This window comes from Thalassomonas sp. RHCl1 (genome assembly GCF_947387555.1).
Lineage (GTDB): Bacteria > Pseudomonadota > Gammaproteobacteria > Enterobacterales > Alteromonadaceae > Thalassomonas.
The window spans coordinates 1-21,925 of sequence record NZ_CANDNZ010000003.1; the positions used below are offsets into that span (position 1 = coordinate 1).

The following is a 21,925-nucleotide window of genomic DNA, read 5'->3' on the forward strand; positions in this document are numbered from 1 at the left end:
GTTTATGATCGAGTTCGAAGACCGTTTAAAAGACTTTATATAAAACTGGCAGTTACACAGAATACGGGACAGTCTCCAGTCGCATGATATTGCGAAATGATTTTTATCGTTTTGACGAAAAAATTGCTGCCACCGTTACTACTACCGGTGGATGGTTTGATTTATCCGAAAGAAGATTAGTCAAGCCTCCGAAACCACTGTTAGAGGCTCTTTTAACGCTTTCAAAAACGGAAGGCTTTCTGGAGCTGCCTTCTAGTGTCCGTTGAGGGGGACGCAAACCTTGGTTTAACTATTAGATGTATCGATTCCACACTCGATCTTACGCATCTTAAATCAGGATGCGACTTCAACTAGCAGTGGGAACGACTGCTAATGCCACAGAGCGGTCATTAACATTAGAGCTATGACTATTCATTTAGATTAGATTTTCTATCGATAACGCCTCAAGCACCGGTGAAGTCTGCTGGCGCGCGTTTTTGCGTGTCTTTGCAAAAACCGCGACAGTAGTCGGAATCCGCGTGACTTGACTTGTTATATGCGGCTTCATTTATCACTCTACTACCACCCAGTCATCCGAAAGTATTTCAGATACCGTGAATATATAGGGGAAGTATTGCCCATCTTTTGAAAAGGCGATTCGTTTTAGGTTAAATTTTTCTGCTATAAAATGAGTGGCCACCTGAGGGATAAGTAGAAAAATAGCTTCAGCCTTCTGAATAAATTGAATATCAACGTCAGGCCTGTAATTGGCGTCATGTACGACCTTGTGTCTAATTGAAAAGGTTTTATTTACAATCTCATGCCAATCATCAAAAAGGTTCTTCACAACAAATTCATCTGCTACTTGGCCATTAACTCCGCAAGGCCCAGCATCTTTTGAACATATACTCTGTAAAAAACTGCCTCCCCATAAGTCATCGTAAGCCTCTTCTAAGTCCTTGATGTTCTGAAAGTTAAAACTTTTACTCAATAATTCTGACAAAGCGATATCGCTCTCATCAAATGTGTCTGCCGCTGGTTTCATCTTTCCCAACAAGCGGTTGGTAAGGTTTTCATCCTCGGTATGAACATATATAAAAACATCGCGAAAGAATGTCTCCCAACAACTAACAAGAAACACATAGTATTGACGATATGCAATTGTTAAGAGGTCTTTCTTATTGTCATCATTTAAGACAAACGAATGCATCAAACGGCAATTTTCATAGAAATTTATTTGATGTGAGGAAAAGAAGTCATCAATAGACTTCCTACTATTCCGAAGAGCGATTAACTCATCAACAAGTTTATCCGTTTTCTTTCTAATCTTTCTCACACTTGGACCTCAAACGTGCAGAGCATATACGCCCGCATTTGCGGAAAATTGGAGCGCAGCGGAAATTTTTCCATAATATGCGCTTGTATGGGCTCTTTTATTTGTAAAGCTTTATTAAACGATCAAACTCTTTATCAAAGCTATCAACATCAGGTGACTCTAAAACAAATGTGAAGTCTAAAGTTACTTTTTCTTCACCATCATTAATAGCTTGGATAGCTGCAGGGGTCTCAGTATATAGCCGTTGCACAAGTTCCTCTATTTTGAATATTGAATCATCTGGAAACCCGGAAAGCACTGTTAATATAGGTCCAAATTCATTATCGACTTCTAAGGTAGTAAATGACAATTTCCAATCAATTATTTGCCCATACACTTCAATCAATCTTTGGCTAACATATTGAATTTTTTCATAGTCACCCTCAACACCAGGTTCACCAAAAGACTTTGTAACAGCCGTATTTATCAATGTTGTGGTGATGCGTATTAATTTAAGCATCTCTGAGTTATGAGAGCTTATCCATTCAAAAACTTCTAATGGATCATCAATTGTAACTACATCATTAAATGAAAGACCATATTCAAGGTCAAATTTTTTATACTTCAGATCATCCATGTACGACTTACATAACTCTGCAAACAGTAAATACTCCCATCCTTCGGGCTTTTCAATTACAAGTCTTGCTGCAATGGGAGGGTATTTATTTTCAGGTAACGTTAATTTATTTGCTTTGAGCTTTCTCCTAGATTCAAGAGAATCCATGAACAAGTAAGGGATTTGTTGAAGTAAAGCAGACTTGATGTCTTGTGCTAAGTCGAATTTGTAAACCCAGTTAGATTTAAAATGGGAAACACTCTCTACAAATTCAAGTACTTTTTGGTTTTCAACATGGCTAGAAAAATCAGCAGTTGGATTGTTTTTCCAAATAGGCAAAATATTCATAATATTTGAGTTTACAAATACATATACAGGAATACCTTTTTTCTTTGCCTCTATATATTCTAAGTTAGTAATTGATTTACCGTTATTTGTTTGAAATCCATACCTACTACCAACAAGAAGAATAAAAATATCAGCTTTTTCTCTTACATTTCGTAGGCAATTAGAAATAGTATCTGTATCAGGAGAGACTGGAAAGGAGTCATATTCAGATAATACAGGTTCAAGCCCAAATGTATTAATTAGTTCTCGTATATCTGCTCTAACTTGCCCCAAATCAAAACAAGTAGAGCTTACAAATACTGTTGGTTTATATCCTACTGGCATGTTGCTCCCTCGATAGTGAAGACTCCTTGAGCCCTAACGCCCGCAACATCGGGCTATTTGAAGCGCAGCGGAAAATAGCTCCGCGTGGTTGCGCTTGTTAGCATTGACCTTCATCAATTTTGTCAGCTAATACAAATCCATATACAAAAGTTGCTATCATCCATACAACAATCATCTCTACTGAATATGTTGGAAAAATTAACCCTAACGAAGCTAACGAAAGCCCTGAAGCAAACGAAATTTTAAAAAATACTTTAAAACCAGGTAAGTTAGACTTCAAATATTTAAAATCTGACTCAAATAGATATAGAAGTACAACAACTATTGTTGCCAACAGTGTATACCCGATCTCTCCTTTCTGTAATATTAATATCGGCATCATTAAGCATCCACCGGTAAATGGAAACCTCTGTGAAGTACGTCTTTCTTTATTCATATACGTCTAAATTTAATAGGTATGCTAACAGCTATATTAGCCGGATTAATCCCGCATTTCTGCCAGAAATATTGCCGACAAAGTTATTATTCAATATTTCGATTTTACCTTTTTACTATCATACTATCAATAAGTTATAAGTTTGTGACTTTTGAACTATCCGTTGAAATACGGGGTTTTCCCTTATTTTAGGTAGAAAGACGGTTTTTTAATTCAGCCTTTACTCTTTTTAACCATACATGAGAAAAAGTATGTTTTTTTGTTGATAATTTTCGTCCGCTTTGCGCACTAACCGGACTGTAAGGCTATATCCAGAATTAGTGGTAAAACTGTCAAATGAAGTTTGAGCCAAAATAACTAAGTCCATCACCTCCTTGCATCTTTGCTGCTCCTTATATTTGGTTATAGATATTTCATCGGCTCACATGTAAGACCTTCTATAATTGCACTCTTCAAAGCAGCCCTTTCGATAAAACCATCACCAGCAAGTTTTCTCTCTACCAGCTGATTAGTTAGTACCTCTACAAGTTCATCATTTACCGGGGCCAGCTTCTCCCCATCTATTAAGCACATTTGCACAGAGACCATCCGGGCGGTGTCTAAGTGTTTCGAATACAGATACCAATACCGTGCAGCTGCACCACAAATCACTAAGATTGCCGCCCACTTATGCCATTTCTTCATTGCATTTCTACCTTTATTGCCTTTAGTACACTCTTCTTTTCTTCATCCGGCAAAGTATCCAATAGTTCGATCAGGCAATTTATTATTCTTAGTTCCTGCCTTTCATACTCAGCCTTTCTCGCCGGGCATTTCACCCTAGTTAATTGCAATACCGCTGAATCATGTGCGCCATTTAATCCCATGATGGCGGTTACTGTTGGGCTATATAACATTGATTTACTTCCTTGGTTTGTAATTCAAAAACTCAAAAAATACCGGACCACCAATTCTTTCCCGGCCCGCTAATTTCTTTCTAATTGTCCTGACGGATACCCACCTGGAAGACCACACATTTTCCCTTTCACCGTCTATCTCAAGTTCCCGGCATACATATTTAAGTTCATGCAATATTGCCTCTATGGCCAGTTCCGGGTCGCTGCACCCATATCGAAGTTCTGACCAGCAAAATACAGGGTTTGCAGCTATGAAATAAATTATTGCTTCCCGCAGCTCTGCACCATATCGGTCAATACCAAGCGCATATAACACCAGTGCCCGAACTTCCACCATGTCATAAATGGTGATTACTGGTGGTCTGGTGACACCTGCTTCGTTGAGGATCTGCTCTATCGGTATTCCTGCGCCTTTCCTGTTGTTCACTATCCTAAGCAGCGCATCAGTGAGTTGCTTTTCCTTGAATCCGTCCGGGTGCATTGATTTCTTTTGCTTCACTTGATTACTGATGGCGCTAGTTTACTGGTACAACTTCAAACCTTCCTTCTCATTAAAAAATAAACTCAGAAAAAAAATTTAATGAAAAGGAAGGTTTGAAGTTAAATCATTAAGATCCAAATCATCGATAAACCACCAGGGAAGATACAAAAAATTGAATGATGATTTGATTCAAAGAGTACTCGCCATAGTTCGCCAGACTCTAAAGCAACAGGAGCACTTACCAGAAGATAAACAAAAATCTGTTGAACAGATTATCAATGAATCTGGTGTTAGTGGTATTGGCCCTCAAGGGATGGCAGAGTTCAGGGCCGGGATATATGCCGGGTTAGGCATTGGAGTATGTCAGCCCGGTACGCTCAGGCAAAACTTGCAAGGGCTGCTCTTCGACCATGATGTATTTCGCGTAAGTGAACTAAGATTTTTCTTCCCCGGAGATCCGGAAGCGGAGATATTCAGCAACCTGACAGAACTGGGGTATACCCTCAAAACCTTAGTCGGAGAACCGGAGCCAGTCTGGCGACCTAAGTTCATGCAGCGCGCAACAGTGACAAGAAAGCTTGCATCACGCAAGCGTATTGGTAGCCCTGAATACTTAGCCTACTTATCGTATAAGCCCCCGCAACGCAACGATACGATAACACGGCATTAAGGCGGTCTAGTCTCCCGCCAAGGGCATGGAAGCATACAGGGTTTAAGTGTTTTGCTACTCCTTTTACTTGAATCCTGTGGGAGTCATCAAGGACGATGGCATATCCCTTCCAGGACGATGCCATACCCACCTCTATCATCCATCCCACCACAAAAAAGGGCAAGTTCAATACTTGCCCTTTTAATCACAATGCATATATCAGCTGTTATCTGTGCTAATGCCTGTTACCTTGGTTCTGGTTCCTCATAAGGCTGTTGACCAAGATTCGAGGCCATGAGCCACACCAACAGGAAAGTTAACCCCAATAATGTAAACTTCACATTCTCATATTGGTCATAGGCCAATGTCCATGTAGAAAAGAATTCAGCCACTGGTCCGGTTATCCCGAACTCTGGTAAATGCCGTAGGAAGTTTTCCCCAAGTGCCATCAAGTCAACGACCATAAACAAAGTCATCAAACTTGCCAGCGCCATTTCAGCATTATATTTATAAATGTGGTCTGTTGGCTTACCTTGTGATTCCAGTCTGGCCCTTGTGAATGGTGCCCTCAATATCAGTAGGAAGAACAACACTAGATCAGTAACGAAATTGAAAGAAAAGATAATGGCATTTACAGCCATATTACTCATAGTGTCACTTTGGGTAACAATGAGATTTTGAAAGACCAACATTTCTATCACATAAACAATCAACAATGCACCGCACAAATGAACCACGTTTATATTGTCCCGGTTCATCAGCATGATCAGCAGTAACGAAACATTTATAATTACTGAAACATGAAAAGGGTTCTTTGATATGATGGCATATACCACGCCTGCAAATATTAGTGTTAATTGAAACAACTTAACCATGTAATTCTAATCCTTATTACTCGACCGACTACGGGGTTTCTTCTTTTTTGAGTGGTTCAAAGTTATCAGCCACAGGTGCTATAAAAGCTGCCATCTTAGGATCTACCCCTTTGTACCCACCAGAACCGCCTGTGACAGCTTTCAGGTCGTCAAGAGTTAGTGCTGTTGGATTAACCCCTTTACCGCCATTGCTGCCGCCAGTGATATTTTTTAGTTCATCAGTTGTTAACTTCTGCATGATCATCGGTTCCTTGTAGATTGATTGGTTGTTTGAGGTGGTCTGTTTTTGGTGCTGCCCGGTAAGCGTTAGGTTTTGTTTCATCTCCTAGATCCTTATATTGAGAAAATTGTTGCTCAAGTGCTTTGAATTGCTTTGCAAACCCCGAAAGGTCAAATCCGCAATGAATGCAGATAAGAAAGGCTTTATCATATTTTGGCTTACTCTTGCCGTTCTCCCACTTCTCCACAGTTACCCGGCTGACCCCAACTTTTTTCGCCAGCGCTTCGGTGGTTAGGTTGACAGAGAGTCTGGCGCGCTTTAAGTCATCTTTGCTTGGTATGAAGGGCATTGAATGATTCCTTTATATTTTTATATTTCCGTATTTGTACATGCGGAAATATAAAGGAAACTAGAAATAAAAGGAAGGAATACAATAAAAACTATGATGCACATCATACTGCCCCCCCAAGGGCAATATAGGTAGATTTAGTTGATAAGTGACATGTATTAGGGTAGTAGAGAAGCGCCCTCAGATTTGATTACAGAGAACGTTATTTTTAGTTATTTATAAGAAATTTTCTCTACAGCCACCTTTAGCCTGTCTAAGCTGATCCCGTGGGTGTAGCGCTTGTTGGTGATATTATGTGACTTCTTATAGCCTAGAATCTGCTGTGTGATAGCCTCGTTATCCAGTTTATTAACTTTATATTCGGCCCCTTTTATTTCTGGCTGTACATGAAAGTTTTCGGATTAAAACAGCTAGTCAAATGCAGATAGACAAAAACCAGCCATGTTTACAAGAAAACCGTGCAAACCAAAAGCCGATTGCTAAAATGCAATTTTCTAATAAATGGAAGTATTACAATGAAAATGATTTCACTCTTCATAATCACAGCGGCAATCAACCTTTTAGCCATTAGCCCAGCTGAGGCCCAAGAACACAATCTGCCAGTATACTCCTGCGATACTTGTAGCGCAGCTAAAGCGATTACTGTTGCAAAACAACATTCAAACCCGCTTGAATGCCATTGGAACAATCCCCCAGGAACTGCACCACAACCGGGCGATCAATTTTGTGAAACAACATACAAATTATTAGCTGTCGCAAATCCATTAACACGCGAATCGTGGAAATTCAAAGTAACCACAAGCTCAAATAATATTTACGAAAAGCTTATAACTGTAGAGCAAATAAACTTTCTAGAACAAGAGTCGGAGCTTATTAGTTCTTTCTTTAATATTGACCATGAATTCCGCGAGGCTGTAACTAATGCAGCGACAACTGTAATGAGTAACAAAAAAAATAACATACTGAGTTCTAGTGAAGATTGCTCCGAGCACCCCATTAGCTGGTTCACAGTTCAGGGAAAAGAGAGAATGAAACTTAGAATGACGGCCGAAATTGAAAGGAAATTAAATGGCAGCAGCTGGTGGAGTAATATAACTGACAGAGTTTCTAGCGGCGCAGGGCTAGGCATAAGTAAAGATTCATTTCAGATCAGCGTTCAATTTGATATTAAAGAACGTCCAGTTTTTAGTCATATAACATGGAACGATCATACAGAGAACTTACTTGCCTTTGAGGTAAGTTATGCCGGACATTTTTCTAGTTCAAACAACCAACGACTAGCACTATCGTTTAAATTGATAGAAGGTGCCAGTCGCATCGAAGGTTTCGGTCTAGAAAATTTGAACGCATCACGGGTTGATATGCGTGGTATGGAATTTAGCCAGTGTTTTATAGAGTTTTTTGAAGACCTTTTAGCAAGTGATGTAGAAGATATGATTTCAAGAGATGCAGGTGGATTTACCGTATCTCCAACCATTGGTTGGGGTGGTATGGGTAGTGGCGGTGGTTTATGCACTACCACAGTTCATACCAGAGCAGGAAACCGCCAGCAAACATTTATTTTCCCGGTATCTTGCTAAAGCGTGTTGATCTTTGCGGTATAAAAAGTAGATGGCATGAAGACAAGGTATAATTGATTTCACCAAAAAACAGTTACGCCCATCAACATGCCAAGACTAATTAATGAAACTCTTGAAGGCATTATCTGTATCGGTTCACACTCGAACTTACGCATCTTAAATCTGGATGCGGCTTCAACTAACAGTGGGAGCGGCTGCTAATTAATGCCACATTCGAGACATTAGATAGTTGGTACTTAAAGCTGATTTGGATTAGATTTTGTATCGATAACGCCTAAATCACTAGTTGCTGAGGTTGGCATAGCAGATTTTGGCTATCCAGTTCTGTATTGATTTAGATTAGGTATTGGTAACGCTTTAAGCAGCGGTATAGCGAATCCGCAGGTTTAACCTGTTAAGTATTATCATCAATTACAATTCTTAGGCCTGGCCCTTGTGGTGCTGACTCATCATATTCAAAATTGTACACAATAATATGTAATAGCATTAAATTTATATACTCTTTAATTGCCTGCTTTTGTTAGGTGATTGGTTTTAAGTCTATTATGAATGAACAGGGCCTTTACCATAATACTGTAATATAGCTTCAATCAGGGCTTTAGTAGTTCTGCTTAACAGTCTATTTGAAGGATAAATTAAATTTATTGCTATTGGATCGAGAGCGAAATCTTCTAAGACTTCGATTAGGTCGCCTGATTCAATGTATTTTCCGACGTATTGCACAGGTAATTGAGCCACTCCAATTCCTGACTTAGCAAAATCCAAGATACAAAATGCGTCATTTGTTTCTAATGTGCCGTCTATTTTCACTGCTTTCTTGAATCCTTCAATTTTATAATTCCAGCGTCTTGAATTAGACAATGCAGTATTAACAATGCAGTTATGTGAACTCAAATCAAATGGCGAATTGATTGAAGGCCTGTTTTCAAAATAATCAGGACTTACTACAGTTTTAAAAGATATTTCAGAAATTTTTTTTGCGTAAAAGTTAGAATCAGATAAAACTCCTGACCGGATGGCTAAATCATAACCTTCTTCGACTATATTGACACTTCGGTTTTCCAATCTCAACACTATGTCTACATCAGGATTTTCAGCTTTAAATTGACCAATAACTTTTGAGATATCCTGTTGCCCTACCATAACAGGAGTAGTGACTTTCACGCGGCCAGAAAGTTTGTCGCTTGCATCTGAGTTATCCTTTAAATAGTCAATTTGATTTAAAATCACTTCCATCCTACTTAAATACTCTTTCCCGTCTTGGGTTAAGTGAAAAGAGCGTGTCGTACGGTGAATTAAGCGTCTTCCTAGCCAATTTTCTAGTTCACTTATTTGTCTACTAACGGCTGAAGGAACAATGTTGAGTTTGTCTGCGGCACCAGTAAAGCTATTACTTTCTGCTACCTGCCTAAATACTTGCATTGATTTTATTACATCCATCAGTATTCCTTTTTATTATTCAGTTTTACTCACAAATGAATTCATATTTTTGTTATTTTTTAAATAATTTGCAAGTGCAATACTAGCTTCACATTAGCTAAACAGCTAAATAAATCTGTAAACAACCTCGACAAAAACAGGAAAGCGATGATGAAAATAGTATTAATTGGTGCAACAGGCACAATCGGTAAAGCAGTATCAAACGAACTAAAAAAGCACGAGGTGATCTGTGTTGGCTTTAAAGGTGGCGACTATCAAGCAAACATTGAAGACAGAGCGTCTTTAAAAGCCTTGTTTGATAAAATTGGTGAAGTTGATGCCATTGTTTCTACTACAGGTATGATTGCATTCGCTCCAGTTGAAGACCTAACGTTTGAACAAATCAAAGCATCAGTCGACAGCAAGTTACTTGGCCAAATCAACATATTCCAGGTTGGTCGCGAATATGTTCGTGAAGGCGGAAGCATCACTTTGTCATCAGGTGTATTAGCACAATATCCAATGCACAGCGGTTCAGCAGCAAGTTTGGTTAATGCAGCAATAGATTCTTTCGTCAAGGCTACGGCATTTGAGATTGGTAGTAAGTTGAAAGTAAATAGCGTTAGCCCTCGTTTCGTAAAAGAAACAATGGAAATGATGGGAATGGATAGCGCTAGCGGTATTTCTGCCGCAGATACAGCCAAGGCCTATGCGCACGCCGTTACGACCAGTGAAACTGGTCAATCATTTGATGTAGTTGATTACATCTAATTTATCAATATTCCTCTGCGGAACAATTAATCCGGCTGACTTGTATGCCAATTTCGTCCGAATTGAGAGTGATGCAGAGTCTTTTACAGAAAAACAATAGGTGAAGTCATGTCGAATACAGAAAAATCAGCGATTGTAACTGGCGGCGGCTCTGGTATGGGCGCTGCGACTGCGAGAAAACTCTTAGAAAATGGCTGGTCTGTAACTATCTTTGGGCGAACAAAAGCAAAACTAGACAAATTCTTGGCTGATATTGGTCAACCTGACAAAATTCATGCGGTTCAAGGCGATGTAAGTCAACGTGATGATGTACAAAACTTGATTAATTCGCACATTGCCAAATTTGGCCGTTTGGATGGTTTAGTTAATAGTGCTGGGGTCGCTATTGGTGGCTCGATTAGCGAAGTAACCCTTGATGACTGGAAACAGGTGATGTCGATTAATGTTGAAGGGGTTTTCAATACTATTAGTTTGGCAGTTGAGCATTTGAAGAAAGTCGGTGGTTCTATCGTCAATGTATCTTCTGTTTCTGGTTTAGGAGGCGACTGGGGTTTTAGTCCCTACAATGCTTCTAAAGGGGCATTAAGTAACTTTACCCGTGCACTTGCACTAGAACTGGGTAATCAAGGTATGCGTGTCAACGCAGTTGCTCCCAGCCTTACAGACACTGATATGACGAGTTTTCTTACCGAGAGTGATGAAATGATGGCACTGTTTAAAAGTCGTAACCCCATTGGAAGAGCAGCAAGGCCCGACGAAATAGCCTCCGCCATCATCTTCCTGTTAAGCGATGACGCCAGTTTTATCAATGGTGTTGACTTGCCCGTAGATGGCGGTATTTCAGCATCAAATGGTCAGCCAAATTTCTTCGGGTAAATCCCTTGAGCTACTTAGCCGTATTCAAAAAGAAGGGAAATGAAATATGTTAAAACATCCAATAATTGTCGATCTTGAAAAACGCAAGACTTCTAAAAAGTACGATCCATCAAAGCGAGTGCCTCCAGAAAAAATGGAGATTCTATATGATTCTTTGCGTTTGACTGCATCGTCGATAAATTCCCAACCCTGGAAATTTATCGTTATTGAAAGCAGGTCAGCTAAACAGCGATTGGCAAAGACTTTTTCTCGTAAAAACCCTCATAACAAAAAGCATGTTTTTGACGGGTCGCACGTCATCTTGTTTGCCCATAACCCCAAATATTCAATCTATGATTATGCCAAAGTGGTTGATGCTGATATTGCAAATGGCAGAGGAGTGATTGAAGACCGGGATAAGTATTTAGCCAAATTCTCGTTTGCTGAACTAAAAACTGATTTGTCTGGCAACAATGCGGAGTGGACTAAGGCTCAGGTATACATAGCGCTTGGCAATGCACTTCATACACTTGCAAGGTTAGATGTGGATGGAACTGCTATGGAAGGTATTGATCCAGAATTAATTAGTCAAGAGTTTGAGGATGAATTAGCTGGGTATGTGTGTGAAGTTGCACTTGCTGTTGGCTATCACCACCCTGAAGGAACGAATGCTAAGCTCCCAAAATCAAGACTGGCAAAAGAAGACATAATACAAGTGCTTTAGGCTTCAGTTTTAGTAAAGAGTACTAAGTAGATATTAGGAGAAACTTATGAAATTAAGCTAATGCCACACTGCGGACATAAGGTGAATAAGTCTTAACTTGATCTATCGGCTCTATTATTAGGATGCAATCAAACCTGATAGTCGCATTTGTGTTGGTATCGGCCGCTTATGCGACTTATTTATTGAATTTTATCCAGGTGCTTTTCTCTGACCTTTACAGGATTCTGAAAACCAGTCAATAGTTCCCCGTTACAGGGTTTAGCTACTACTTCTGCTCTGCTTTCTTAGCAACGATAAAGTAACTAGATGCTCCTTTGTATAACTCTTCTGCTTCAATCGTTTGAAATTTTTCACTTTTTATCAAATGATCAATATCTGTACTTCTATACCTTCGAATTGAAATTGGGATTACTCCTATTTTGGACAGTATCCTCACAAGATACATTTGCATCGAAACTAACAATGACTTTCTGCCTTTTAAGCAAGGAGTTGAAGAAATAAATAGACCGTCAGTTTTTAATAATTCATATATTCTATCGATGGCCTTAACAGGGTTTTCTATTGTATGAAGCATATTGAAGGCTAGAATCACATCAAAAGATTCTTTTTTGTACTTTTTGTCAAAGATTGTGGTTTGGGAAAAAGAAATATTCTCAACATTACCATCAGCTGCTTTATTTTTTGCAATTTCAATCATCTCTGATGATATATCGATAGCATGAATTTCTTTAACCAGGCTGGAAAACTCACAAGACTTCGTACCTGTACCACAGCCATAGTCTAAAATAGTTTTATTGTTACTGAGGTATTTTTTGGCTTTTTCTCCTGTTTGGTGATGAATATATTCAAAACGTTCCTCCGACTTATCATATCCTTTTGATGCTTTATCCCAGAATTCTTCATCTTTATACATATTTAAAACCCAGTTCGTGTTTTTAGTACTTTTAAACTACACCGACTATCAAGCTTCGAGATAGTCTAACTTGTTTTCTCAGTATTTTATCAATGCTAATATGAATAAGTAGAGCTAAATTTGAATAACAGGTATTCATATGAGTATAGATTGGAAGTCGATAGATTTTGATTGGAATAGAGCAAGAGCTTTCCTTGCAACAGCAGAGTTAGGGTCATTGTCTGCTGCTGCAAAAGCCTTGAGTTGTTCTCAGCCTACATTAAGCAGGCAGGTTAATGCTTTGGAGGATGAGCTTAAAGTCGCGTTATTTGAACGTGTGGGGAAAGGACTAGAGTTAACACCTAATGGCATAGAGCTACTGGAATACGTGAGAGAAATGGGCAATGCAGCTTCCTTTTTCTCACTAGCTGCATCAGGCAAAGCTGAATCTATAGAGGGCAATGTGTGTATTAGCGCATCAGAAATCATGGCTGCTTATGAGCTGCCAGCTATCGTTGCTAAATTAAGGAAGGCTGAACCTAAAATCGCTGTGGAAGTCATAGCGTCTAGCGCAAGCAGCGACCTGAAAAGAAGAGAAGCAGATATAGCTCTGAGGTCTTATAGGCCTACGCAACAAGATTTAATTGCAAAAAAAATCAGAGATGATGACTTTTTTCTTTATGCAACAAAACAGTACTTAAATTCTATCGGCTCTCCTAAAACGATTGATGACTTTAATAAAGCTGATTTTATCGGGCTGCCAGATTCAATGAGAATAATCTCGATGTTGAATCAACGAGGACTTTACCTCACGCAAGATAATTTCTCATTAACGACAAGTAACCATACTGTCTATTGGGAACTACTTAAACAGGGAGGTGGAATTGGTTTTATACCAGAAACACTAGGAAGCTCAGAAGGTGGAGTTGAAAAAGTATTACCCCAACTAGGCCCTTACTCTACTGAACTCTGGCTTGTTACTCACCGAGAACTCAGGACAAACAGACGAATTAGATATGTTTTTGATTTCCTAAGCGATGAATTAACAAAAAATAAATACGCTACCTGAATATTACTGCGGGCCATTAAATACCTGCTAATCGCTCATTACTGCCTGTCAGGTGAACATGAACCTATTTATCAATACTGTAAGGTCAGGCATGAGCTACTACAGATTAACCCCCTAGAATTCAAATTTGGCAGCTCAAGTTAAAACTTATTCACATACGCTAGTTACACCTTAACCGTTAACAAATTCAACGTAAAATTTTGCCCCGCCTAAGCTCGAGCTATTACTTACCGAAATTGTCGCATCGTAATGGCTTAATAACTCTTTCGTGATTGCTAAACCAAGCCCGCTACCGCTTCTGTCCGATTGATTTTCCCGCCAAAAGCGCTCAAAGATCTGCTCCTGCATTTCACCGGCTATGCCTTTCCCCGAGTCTTCAACCGAAAAAGCCTTGTCCGATATCGAGACTTTAATCTCGGCGCCGAGCGGAGTGTGTTTGATGGCATTCTCTAACAGGTTTTTTACTATGACAGTCAACTCTCCTTCGTCGGCCTTTACGGTGCCGGCATCACTGTTATCCACCAATTCCAATGCCTGATCTTTATCAACCGCCATAGGCGCAAGGTGCGAACAAACATTTTTAATCACATCCGCCAGAATAAGATCTGACAGCTGTTGCCCCGTCATATTTTGCGCCCTGGACAAGTCAAGCAATTGTTCGACGATGCGGGATATGTATTGGGCATCGTTAATCAGCTGCTCCTTGGCCGGCGATGACGGTATTTTCAGCTCTAAGCGGTTTAAAAATATCGTCAGCGGGGTACGCAGTTCATGTGCGGCATCGGCAATAAAGCGCTTTTGTTGCTCGAAACTATTTTCCACCTTTTCAAGCGCATCATTCATGGCGCTGGCGATGGGAAACAGCTCTCTGGGAACGTCCTGCACCTGGATACGCTGTTTAAGATCTTCAGGTTTTATCTTTTGGATCTTTACGGTCAAGGCATTAGCCGGCTTGACAACCAGCCGTATGGCAATAAAACCTACCGATAAAAACAGTAAAAAAGCGACCAGGATAATACCTATGGCAACATCGACAATCGTCGCCTCAACCGCTTCATTAGCCAAATCTTTTAACAGGTCGCTGCGGGCAATATCAAAGTAGTAATTTTGCTGTCCTATGGTCACTTCCATGCGATGCAGGCTGATGTTCCTGTTTTCAAGGCGCGAGTGATATAAGGGAATATTTAAACCAATACCATTGAATAAATAACCCTGCGTTTCCTCGGGCACGGAAAGCATAACCAGCCGGCCGCTATCAATATCAACCAGACGATAAGCCAGGTTGGAATATAAGGCATCAAAACCCCATTTCAGCTCAACTTCAGAGTCATCGAGTTTAATATCACCGGCATCGTCTATATATAAAGTTTCCGCCATATCTTCATTTAAGCCCTTCATGCTATGTTTAAGCGACAGCTCGGCAAACTTCTCCGAAAAAACCAAAAATATCACCAGCAATAAGCCGAAGAAAATACTGCCGGACGAGATAAAATAAATCAGTAACCGGCTGGCAATCGAGCGGGCCGGTTTTACTTTACTTGAGCAGATAACCTATTCCCCTGATAGTGGTGATTTTTGTTGTTGCCCCGCTGTCGCTGAGTTTTTTCCTCACCCTGTGCACAGCCACCTGCAGGGCGTTATCGGAGAGGGCATAGCCGTCCTGGTAAATCATATCCTCCAGCGACTCTTTAGAAACGGTCAAGCCAACGTTACGCATCAAGCTGGCTAAAATGGCGTGTTCGGTTTTGCCCATCACCAGGTTGTTGCCGTCCACAGTTACCGCTTTAGAGATAACATCCATACTGACATTGCCGGCGGTTAACCGGGTATTGGAGAGGGCATTGGGACGGCGCAGCAGGGCACGTAACCTGGCGATCAGCTCGTCAACGGCAAAGGGCTTGATCAGGTAATCGTCGGCGCCATGATTAAGCCCCTTAATTCTGTCCTGCACTCCTCCCCTGGCGGTAAGAATCAGTACCGGCACCATATTCCCGGCCCGGCGCAAGCCTTTTAATACCTCGATACCGTCGATATCGGGTAAACCCAAGTCAAGAATAATGGCGCCATAACTGCTCTCTTGCAGGTATAGCCTTTGCTCGCCGGCGCTTCTGGCAATGTCCGACAAATAACCTTCCTGAGACAATGCCTCCCGGATAAATTCGGCCAGTTCGCCGTTGTCTTCGGTAATGAGTATTCTCAAAGCTGCCCACCCCTAATTTTATTTTCATTGAGCATTAACTTAAGCAATGCCGGCAGTACAATTAATGTTAAAACAGTGGATGTGATTAAGCCACCGATGATGGTCCAGGCCAACGGCGGCCACAGCGGACTGGACGGCGAGGTCAGCGGGATCATGCCGATAATGGTGGTGCAGGCCGTTAACAGTACCGGGCGAAAGCGCTCTTGGGTTGCCTGCTCTATGGCGTTTAACAAAGAGGCGCCCTCTTCCCTGATTTTTACTACTACGGTATCAATTAAAATAATCGCGGTATTGACGACTATGCCGGTCAGGGCCAATAACCCCAATACCGACATAAAACCAAACGTGACCCCGGCCATGGATAAAGTCGGGGTTACCCCTATCATGGCCAAAGGTATGGTTAACATGATCAGTGCGGCGATCCGATAGGAGTTAAATTGTAAGATCAGGGCGCCAAACAGTAAAATAGCCCCTATGGGTAAGGTTTTGATCAGGGCTGCGTTTGAACCTGACTCTTCCTCTGCCTGGCCGCCAAATGCCAGCGTTAACTGATACTGCTCCGCTATGTTCTTTAATGCCGGCGCCAGGCTTGCCAGTACCTGTTCGGCATCAAAGCCGGGTTTGACATCTGCCATTAGGATATAACTGTTAAAGCCACCCCAGCGCTTTAAAACCGGAGCTTCCCCGGTAAATGTTTGCCGGGCAAAGGTTGTTAGGGGAAAAGCCTGGCCCTGATTGTTCATCAGTATACTGTTCATAATGTAATCGCTGTCTGCACGGTTGATGTTTTGATGATCGCGCATCATGACCCTGACAGACTCGCGCTCCATCGGGATATTTGTGATATGCATGCCGGTGGTACGCCAGGCGATAAATGCGGATAACTCCGAACGTGTAATGCCGGCTTTTTGCAGGTTAAGCTCGTCAATATCCAATGTCAGTTTAGGTTTGCCGACAACATAACCACGGCGGCTGTCAATAGTTGCCGGGGCGGCGTTGAGCAAGGCGAAGATTTCTTCCGATGCCGTCAGCAGTTTTTTTCTGTCATCACCCAACACCCGGATTTCGATCGGTGCTTCAATTAAAGGCCCCTGCCCTATTTCTCTTGCCCTGACCCGGGTTGACCTGAATTGTCCGGCGAACTCCCGGTTTAGTTGTTTGACTAAATCCGGGATCATTTCGCTTGTTTCGGTTTTAAAGACCACCCGGGCAATATTAGGTTCATTGCCGGACTCGGATAAGTTGTAATAAAAACGGGGACCCGAATTGCCGACGAAGCTGACGATGTCGGTAATCTTGCTATTTTTTTGCAGCAAGGCCTCAACCTGCCTGACGGTTTGCAAGGTGGCACCATGGCTTAAGCCAAAGCTGCCTTCAATATCGATGAACGCCTGGTTACGGCTCGTTTTCGGGAAAAATTCACCCGGCTGACTTTTTGAGACCACAAAAGAAACAGCCACCAGGGCAATAAAGGCCAAAATCACCGTTTTCGGCTGCCGGGTGCCCAACTGCGCCAGCTTTGCTCCGAGGCGGTTAAAGTGGCCCGAGTTGCTGCCTTCTTTGAAAGAGGCGAGGTTATTGGTGATGGCCGGTAATAATGCCAGAGAATAAAGGTAGCTGGTGATAATCGCGATTATCACCACCACAGGGATCATGCGGATAAAGTCGGCGACATCCCCTTCCGACAGCAGCATGGGAATAAAAGCGGCTATGGTGGTAAAGGTGGAAGTTGCCAGCGGCTTGTATAAGTCTTTAATGGCGTGTTGTGACGCGGCAATGCGGCCAAGTCCCTGCTGGCGGTAACGGGAGATAAGCTCCGACATGACAATACTGTTATCGACCATCAAGCCCAGGCTGATCACTAACCCGGCAATGGACATCTGGTGCAATACGCCGCCGTAGATACCAAAAAAGCCAATGGAAGAAAGGGCAATGGCGGGGATCGTCAGGGTCACCACCAGGGCCACTTTTTTAGACATCAGCAGGAAAAGCACGATACCGACACCTATGCTGCTGTAAAGCAAAGATAAAGCAAGATCGTTGCGGCGCTTTTCGGTCCATTCCGGCTGAAAGAACACCGGGCGGATCACAAAGCCGTCGTTTTGTGCATTCAGTTTGGCCACCTGAGCCAATAAAGCTTCGCCGAAATCGGTCACCCTTAACTGATCCGGCGGCACGACAATAGACAGGCCGACCTTTTGCTCGCCGTTGACCCAGAAACTTTCCAGTTCAACGGGAGAGAGTACGGGTTTGATCCCGGCAATATCAGAGAGGGTCATAATGCTGTTATCGGCTGTTTTTATTTCTACCGCCTTTAATGCCTGGACATTATCCAGGCGCGTGATTGAAGCGATATTGCTCTGGTACTGCCGGCCTTTAAGCAAGCCGATATTTTTCAGGGAGTTGGCTTGTGATATCTGCCTGCTGATATCTTGCGGCGAAATGCCCAGCTCGAGCATGAGTTCCTGGGGATAAAAGACTTCAATTTGCTCCTGGGGATCGCCGATAATGTCAATTTTCCGGATGGCTGACAGTTTATATAATTCGTCCCTGACATAAAGGGCATAACGGCGCGCCTCCAGCAGTGAAAGTTCGGTATCTATGGCCAGCAGCACACCGGCGGTGTCCTGTGCGCGGTCGTTTAACTCAAAAACGGATACCAGGCTGGCAAACCTTGCCTGTGCTTCACTGACTTTTTCCCGGACCCTTTGCCACACCAGCTCAGTCTCATATACGGTTTCCTGCAGTTCGATATCTACCGAGGCGCTGCCGTCGGAAACACTTGAAGACACCCGGTTAAGCCCGTCGACCGAGGCCAGCAAACGCTCGAAAGGCTGTACTATGGTATCTTCGATGGCACTGGCGGACATCCCAGGTGCGACAATCGTCACATTGGCGTTACGGTAGGGGAAAAACGGGTCTTCCTGTTCATTGATATTAAACCAGGTAAAGGTGCCGAGCAGGCTCAGTATGATCACTAAACCAAAAATCAGACGTTCCCGCAAAAACCAGAATTTATCTTGCTGCTTCATATTACGACCTAAAACTTATATAAATTCACCGGAAGGGAGACTTCGTTGCCGATCAATACCTGGCTATCCTGACTAAGCTCTCCGACAATGAGGACGGTGTCGTTTTGCATATCCAGTATCGATACCGGCAAACGGCTTAAGCTATTATCTACCTTGATAATATAAGGCTGGTTATCCACGTTATAACGTATTGCACGATAGTCGGCTTTATAGGCCAACACCGATCCGGCAACATAGCGCAGGACAATGCGTAAACCGACCAGCTCAGGCTTTAAGCTATCAAATTCAAAAGTGACAGTATGCAGGGGGACACCGTTTTCGGTGGGCAGGGATTTCTCAATCACAGTCCCTGTGTATTCCCGGCCGTCAGCGGGAAGAAAAAGCGGATGTTTGTCTCCCCTTTGCATGGCAATGGCAAACTTTTCCGGGACGGCAAAACTGACTTTTTGTTTTGCCGTCGACTCAAACCTGAAAACCGGCTCCCCCGGGTTAATAAAATCTCCCTCACGCTTATAGATTTTTGCCACTATACCCGCTTCTTTTGCCTTGATTGAGGTTTCGGCAAATTCATTTTTTGCCAGGTCAACGGCAGCCTGTGCCTCCATCATCGCCTGCTTTGAAGTATCAAAGTCGCGCTTGGCTTCATCCAGCGCCTGCTGGGCAATCAAGTTTTTACGGTGCAACTTCAGGCTCCGGCTTAACGACTCCTGATCCAGCGTTAACTGTGCCTGCGTTTTTTTTAGATTGGCCCTTGCCTGCTCCAGCTTTTCAGCCAATATCGGGGAGTAAAGCTCGGCAATCACCTCGTCTTTATTGATTCTCTGTCCTTCCCTGGCATTTAAGGTGACAATTTTTCCCGGTTCAAAAACACTTTCACTGTATGAGTGAAATCCCCGGGCTATGCCGTGAAATTGCAATGCTTGCCGATACCGGGTTTGCTCCAGTGTTTGCGTCTCCAGGGCATTGGTCAGCAGCGCATCAGCCAGCGGCTGCTGTTGCCTGCCCGGCGCCGGGTGCTCTTCAGCAACGCAGGCGCTCAGGACAGATAAAGACGCACCTGCCAGTAATAAAGCTGCCAGTGAAGTGCGATAGTTATTAAAAAACATACATATATCCAAGGATAAAGTTGAGGTTGCCGGATTTGTCGATCAGCGGGCTGTCTTTAATTTCAGAGCCATACGCCGTATATGAGGCATAACCGATAAAGTTATGGTGTTTGCCCACTTGCCAGCTCGACTGAATGCCCAGTTCAACATTGCTGGTGCTTTCACCAAGATACATGGCACGGGAGGCGGTTGCTTCTACGGCACGGACACCATAATAGTGATCAACCAGGTCTTCACTGAGGCGGGTAAAAGTGACATAAGGCTTCAGCTGATAATCGCCAAAATGGAATGACTTGGCATAAGTCAGGCTTAACTCGTTACCTTCATGTTCACTGGTGGCATCGGTAAGGTATTGCAGCGAGAACTCGCCAAAGTCAGTGTTATAATCCAGCGACAAACCCAGATCCAGGGCCCCCGAACGCTCTTCCATGCCTGCAAAAATATCGCCGTCATCTTCTTTATAGCCGTCAAAACGGTATTGGCCGACAAAGCTGAATTCAAGCTCATCAAAACCCAACAATTTATAACCGAAATTAGGGCCAAGCAGGTGAAAGTTTTCCGATTGATAATAAATGATAGGGATGGCATTGGTTTCATTACCGACATCAACATAGCCCTTATCACCGGTACTGACCCCTAATCCCAGTCCCCAGCGGCTTTCGGCGAAAACGTTACCGATTGTTAAGGCTGTTAATAACGCGGCATAGGTGATTAACTTCATTCTAGCAACTCCAAATTTAGCTTGTTGTATTCGTCTGGCGGCGCAGGATAGACACTGCAGCTGGCCTGTTTCGTATTCTGGAGTCATGATAAAGGGGCTAGCTTTCCCGAAACTTACAGCCGGGAAAAATAACGCCAGATGCTGTAAGGTTAGAGAAAGAAATAACCTGCATTAACGATCTGTCTTATTCATTGGTATTGGTTTCTTTTATAGAGTGACAAAGGATGGTGTTATTTTTGAGTAACTTGAATAAACTGAATAAGTTGAAAATCATTCTGCTGTTTTTACTTTTTATCAGTTTTTTGCCAAATGCCTCGGAGAAAGTAGTCGAGGTCTTGAGCCTGGAAGATTATGCTCCTTTTGTTTTTGTTGTTAATAAGGCTGCTAAAGGAGTCAGCGGGGTCGTCTCCGGGAAAGAAGCTACCAAGCTTGTTGATGGCTTTAGCTGGGAGGTATTTCGCGACAGCTTTCTGGCAATGGGCTATACCATCAAATTCACTATAGTTCCCTGGGCCAGGGCTGTGGATGCCCTGAAATCCGGCCATGGCGATGTACTTTTTCCTATGGGGAAAAATCAGGAAAGATTGAAGCTTTTTCATTTTTCACAAGAAACCGTCAATAACGTTGATTTTGTTATTTATGTCGCTAAAGCCGGGGAGTTTTCATGGCGCGGACTCGCTTCATTAGACGATAAAGTTATCGGCGTTAAAAGGGGCTTTAATTACGGTGATGAATGGAATGCCCTGAACTCGGTGAAAAAATACGATGTCGGCAAAATAGTGAATGGCTTTAAAATGTTGGAGCGGGGACACATTGACGGCTTTATCGGTTACAAACAAAGCTGGGATTATGTTTTGAAACAACAGGGCTGGGAAAATAAATTCAGACAAATTCCCGTATTCCAACCCGCCCGGGAATTTGTCGTCTCATTAAACAACCAACCCCGCGCTATGGCCTTATTGGATATTTACGATAAGGGGAAACGTAAACTTATCGACAGTGGCCGGCTGACTGAATTAAATAAAAAATGGTTTGGCATTGAAAACTAACCATAAAAAGTAAAAAGGC

General features: G+C 42.4%; 23 protein-coding genes. 7 read left to right on the forward strand and 16 right to left on the reverse strand.

The window, feature by feature from the left end; all coding sequences use genetic code 11:
- Window positions 1-550 precede the first annotated feature (550 nt).
- The 6 genes from QL234_RS10510 to QL234_RS10535 form a co-directional block, all read right to left on the reverse strand.
- On the reverse strand, window positions 551-1,315 hold the full coding sequence (locus QL234_RS10510) for a HEPN domain-containing protein (protein ID WP_281557789.1): 765 nt from the start codon (window positions 1,313-1,315) through the stop codon (window positions 551-553).
- 97 nt (window positions 1,316-1,412) lie between these two features.
- Window positions 1,413-2,582 carry a DUF4062 domain-containing protein gene (locus QL234_RS10515; RefSeq protein WP_281557790.1) on the reverse strand — a complete coding sequence of 390 codons (1,170 nt, stop codon included), beginning with the start codon at window positions 2,580-2,582 and terminating at the stop codon, window positions 1,413-1,415.
- A 97-nt stretch (window positions 2,583-2,679) separates the two neighbouring features.
- A complete protein-coding gene (locus tag QL234_RS10520) occupies window positions 2,680-3,018 on the reverse strand; it encodes a hypothetical protein (RefSeq protein WP_281557791.1) in 339 nt (112 codons plus the stop codon).
- 402 nt (window positions 3,019-3,420) lie between these two features.
- A complete protein-coding gene (locus QL234_RS10525) occupies window positions 3,421-3,702 on the reverse strand; it encodes a hypothetical protein (RefSeq protein ID WP_281557792.1) in 282 nt (93 codons plus the stop codon).
- Window positions 3,699-3,914, reverse strand: coding sequence for a hypothetical protein (locus tag QL234_RS10530; protein WP_281557793.1), 216 nt, complete (start codon window positions 3,912-3,914; stop codon window positions 3,699-3,701). Before QL234_RS10530 ends, QL234_RS10525 begins: the two co-directional genes overlap by 4 nt.
- 4 nt (window positions 3,915-3,918) lie before the next feature.
- A complete protein-coding gene (locus tag QL234_RS10535; RefSeq protein ID WP_281557794.1) occupies window positions 3,919-4,413 on the reverse strand; it encodes a hypothetical protein in 495 nt (164 codons plus the stop codon).
- A 154-nt stretch (window positions 4,414-4,567) separates the two neighbouring features.
- Between QL234_RS10535 and QL234_RS10540 the strand changes: the two genes are divergently transcribed.
- Window positions 4,568-5,065, forward strand: a complete 498-nt coding sequence (locus tag QL234_RS10540) for a hypothetical protein (RefSeq protein ID WP_281557795.1) — start codon at window positions 4,568-4,570, stop codon at window positions 5,063-5,065.
- Window positions 5,066-5,289: 224 nt separating this feature from the next.
- Here QL234_RS10540 and QL234_RS10545 read toward each other — a convergent pair whose 3' ends face one another.
- Genes QL234_RS10545 through QL234_RS10555 form a run of 3 tightly spaced genes read right to left on the reverse strand, consistent with a single transcriptional unit; the run spans window position 5,290 to window position 6,488 of the window.
- Window positions 5,290-5,919: a hypothetical protein gene (locus tag QL234_RS10545; RefSeq protein WP_281557796.1), complete on the reverse strand. Its 630-nt coding sequence runs from the start codon at window positions 5,917-5,919 to the stop codon at window positions 5,290-5,292.
- 28 nt (window positions 5,920-5,947) lie between these two features.
- On the reverse strand, window positions 5,948-6,157 hold the full coding sequence (locus QL234_RS10550) for a bacteriocin (RefSeq protein ID WP_281557797.1): 210 nt from the start codon (window positions 6,155-6,157) through the stop codon (window positions 5,948-5,950).
- On the reverse strand, window positions 6,138-6,488 hold the full coding sequence (locus tag QL234_RS10555) for a helix-turn-helix transcriptional regulator (RefSeq protein WP_053043444.1): 351 nt from the start codon (window positions 6,486-6,488) through the stop codon (window positions 6,138-6,140). The genes QL234_RS10550 and QL234_RS10555 overlap by 20 nt, the downstream gene beginning before the upstream one ends.
- A 515-nt stretch (window positions 6,489-7,003) precedes the next feature.
- Here QL234_RS10555 and QL234_RS10560 point away from each other — a divergent pair.
- The gene (locus QL234_RS10560) at window positions 7,004-8,068 is read left to right on the forward strand and encodes a hypothetical protein (protein WP_281557798.1); all 1,065 of its coding nucleotides are present in this window, start codon (window positions 7,004-7,006) and stop codon (window positions 8,066-8,068) included.
- 543 nt (window positions 8,069-8,611) lie between these two features.
- Here the strand turns inward: QL234_RS10560 and QL234_RS10565 are convergent.
- Window positions 8,612-9,508 carry a LysR family transcriptional regulator gene (locus tag QL234_RS10565; protein ID WP_281557799.1) on the reverse strand — a complete coding sequence of 299 codons (897 nt, stop codon included), beginning with the start codon at window positions 9,506-9,508 and terminating at the stop codon, window positions 8,612-8,614.
- Between the two features lie 147 nt (window positions 9,509-9,655).
- On the opposite strand from QL234_RS10565, the gene QL234_RS10570 reads away from it, so the two are divergent.
- From QL234_RS10570 to QL234_RS10580, 3 genes are all read left to right on the forward strand, one after another.
- Complete coding sequence (locus tag QL234_RS10570) at window positions 9,656-10,258, forward strand: short chain dehydrogenase (protein ID WP_281557800.1); 603 nt, start codon at window positions 9,656-9,658, stop codon at window positions 10,256-10,258.
- A 108-nt stretch (window positions 10,259-10,366) separates the two neighbouring features.
- Window positions 10,367-11,134 carry an SDR family oxidoreductase gene (locus tag QL234_RS10575; RefSeq protein ID WP_281557801.1) on the forward strand — a complete coding sequence of 256 codons (768 nt, stop codon included), beginning with the start codon at window positions 10,367-10,369 and terminating at the stop codon, window positions 11,132-11,134.
- Between the two features lie 46 nt (window positions 11,135-11,180).
- Complete coding sequence (locus QL234_RS10580; protein WP_281557802.1) at window positions 11,181-11,837, forward strand: nitroreductase family protein; 657 nt, start codon at window positions 11,181-11,183, stop codon at window positions 11,835-11,837.
- A gap of 265 nt (window positions 11,838-12,102) precedes the next feature.
- Here QL234_RS10580 and QL234_RS10585 read toward each other — a convergent pair whose 3' ends face one another.
- Window positions 12,103-12,750: a class I SAM-dependent methyltransferase gene (locus QL234_RS10585; protein ID WP_281557803.1), complete on the reverse strand. Its 648-nt coding sequence runs from the start codon at window positions 12,748-12,750 to the stop codon at window positions 12,103-12,105.
- 139 nt (window positions 12,751-12,889) lie between these two features.
- Between QL234_RS10585 and QL234_RS10590 the strand changes: the two genes are divergently transcribed.
- Window positions 12,890-13,798, forward strand: coding sequence for a LysR family transcriptional regulator (locus QL234_RS10590; RefSeq protein WP_281557804.1), 909 nt, complete (start codon window positions 12,890-12,892; stop codon window positions 13,796-13,798).
- Between the two features lie 171 nt (window positions 13,799-13,969).
- Here QL234_RS10590 and QL234_RS10595 read toward each other — a convergent pair whose 3' ends face one another.
- From QL234_RS10595 to QL234_RS10615, 5 genes are all read right to left on the reverse strand, one after another.
- Window positions 13,970-15,250 carry a HAMP domain-containing sensor histidine kinase gene (locus QL234_RS10595; protein WP_281557805.1) on the reverse strand — a complete coding sequence of 427 codons (1,281 nt, stop codon included), beginning with the start codon at window positions 15,248-15,250 and terminating at the stop codon, window positions 13,970-13,972.
- 82 nt (window positions 15,251-15,332) lie between these two features.
- The gene (locus QL234_RS10600) at window positions 15,333-15,998 is read right to left on the reverse strand and encodes a response regulator (protein ID WP_281557806.1); all 666 of its coding nucleotides are present in this window, start codon (window positions 15,996-15,998) and stop codon (window positions 15,333-15,335) included.
- Window positions 15,995-19,030, reverse strand: coding sequence for an efflux RND transporter permease subunit (locus QL234_RS10605; protein WP_281557807.1), 3,036 nt, complete (start codon window positions 19,028-19,030; stop codon window positions 15,995-15,997). The genes QL234_RS10600 and QL234_RS10605 overlap by 4 nt, the downstream gene beginning before the upstream one ends.
- Before the next feature lie 8 nt (window positions 19,031-19,038).
- Complete coding sequence (locus tag QL234_RS10610) at window positions 19,039-20,136, reverse strand: efflux RND transporter periplasmic adaptor subunit (protein ID WP_281557808.1); 1,098 nt, start codon at window positions 20,134-20,136, stop codon at window positions 19,039-19,041.
- Window positions 20,126-20,857, reverse strand: a complete 732-nt coding sequence (locus tag QL234_RS10615; RefSeq protein ID WP_281557809.1) for a MipA/OmpV family protein — start codon at window positions 20,855-20,857, stop codon at window positions 20,126-20,128. Before QL234_RS10615 ends, QL234_RS10610 begins: the two co-directional genes overlap by 11 nt.
- A 236-nt stretch (window positions 20,858-21,093) precedes the next feature.
- Here QL234_RS10615 and QL234_RS10620 point away from each other — a divergent pair, with 236 nt between their 5' ends.
- Window positions 21,094-21,906, forward strand: a complete 813-nt coding sequence (locus tag QL234_RS10620; RefSeq protein ID WP_281557810.1) for a transporter substrate-binding domain-containing protein — start codon at window positions 21,094-21,096, stop codon at window positions 21,904-21,906.
- The last annotated feature ends 19 nt before the right edge of the window (window positions 21,907-21,925 follow it).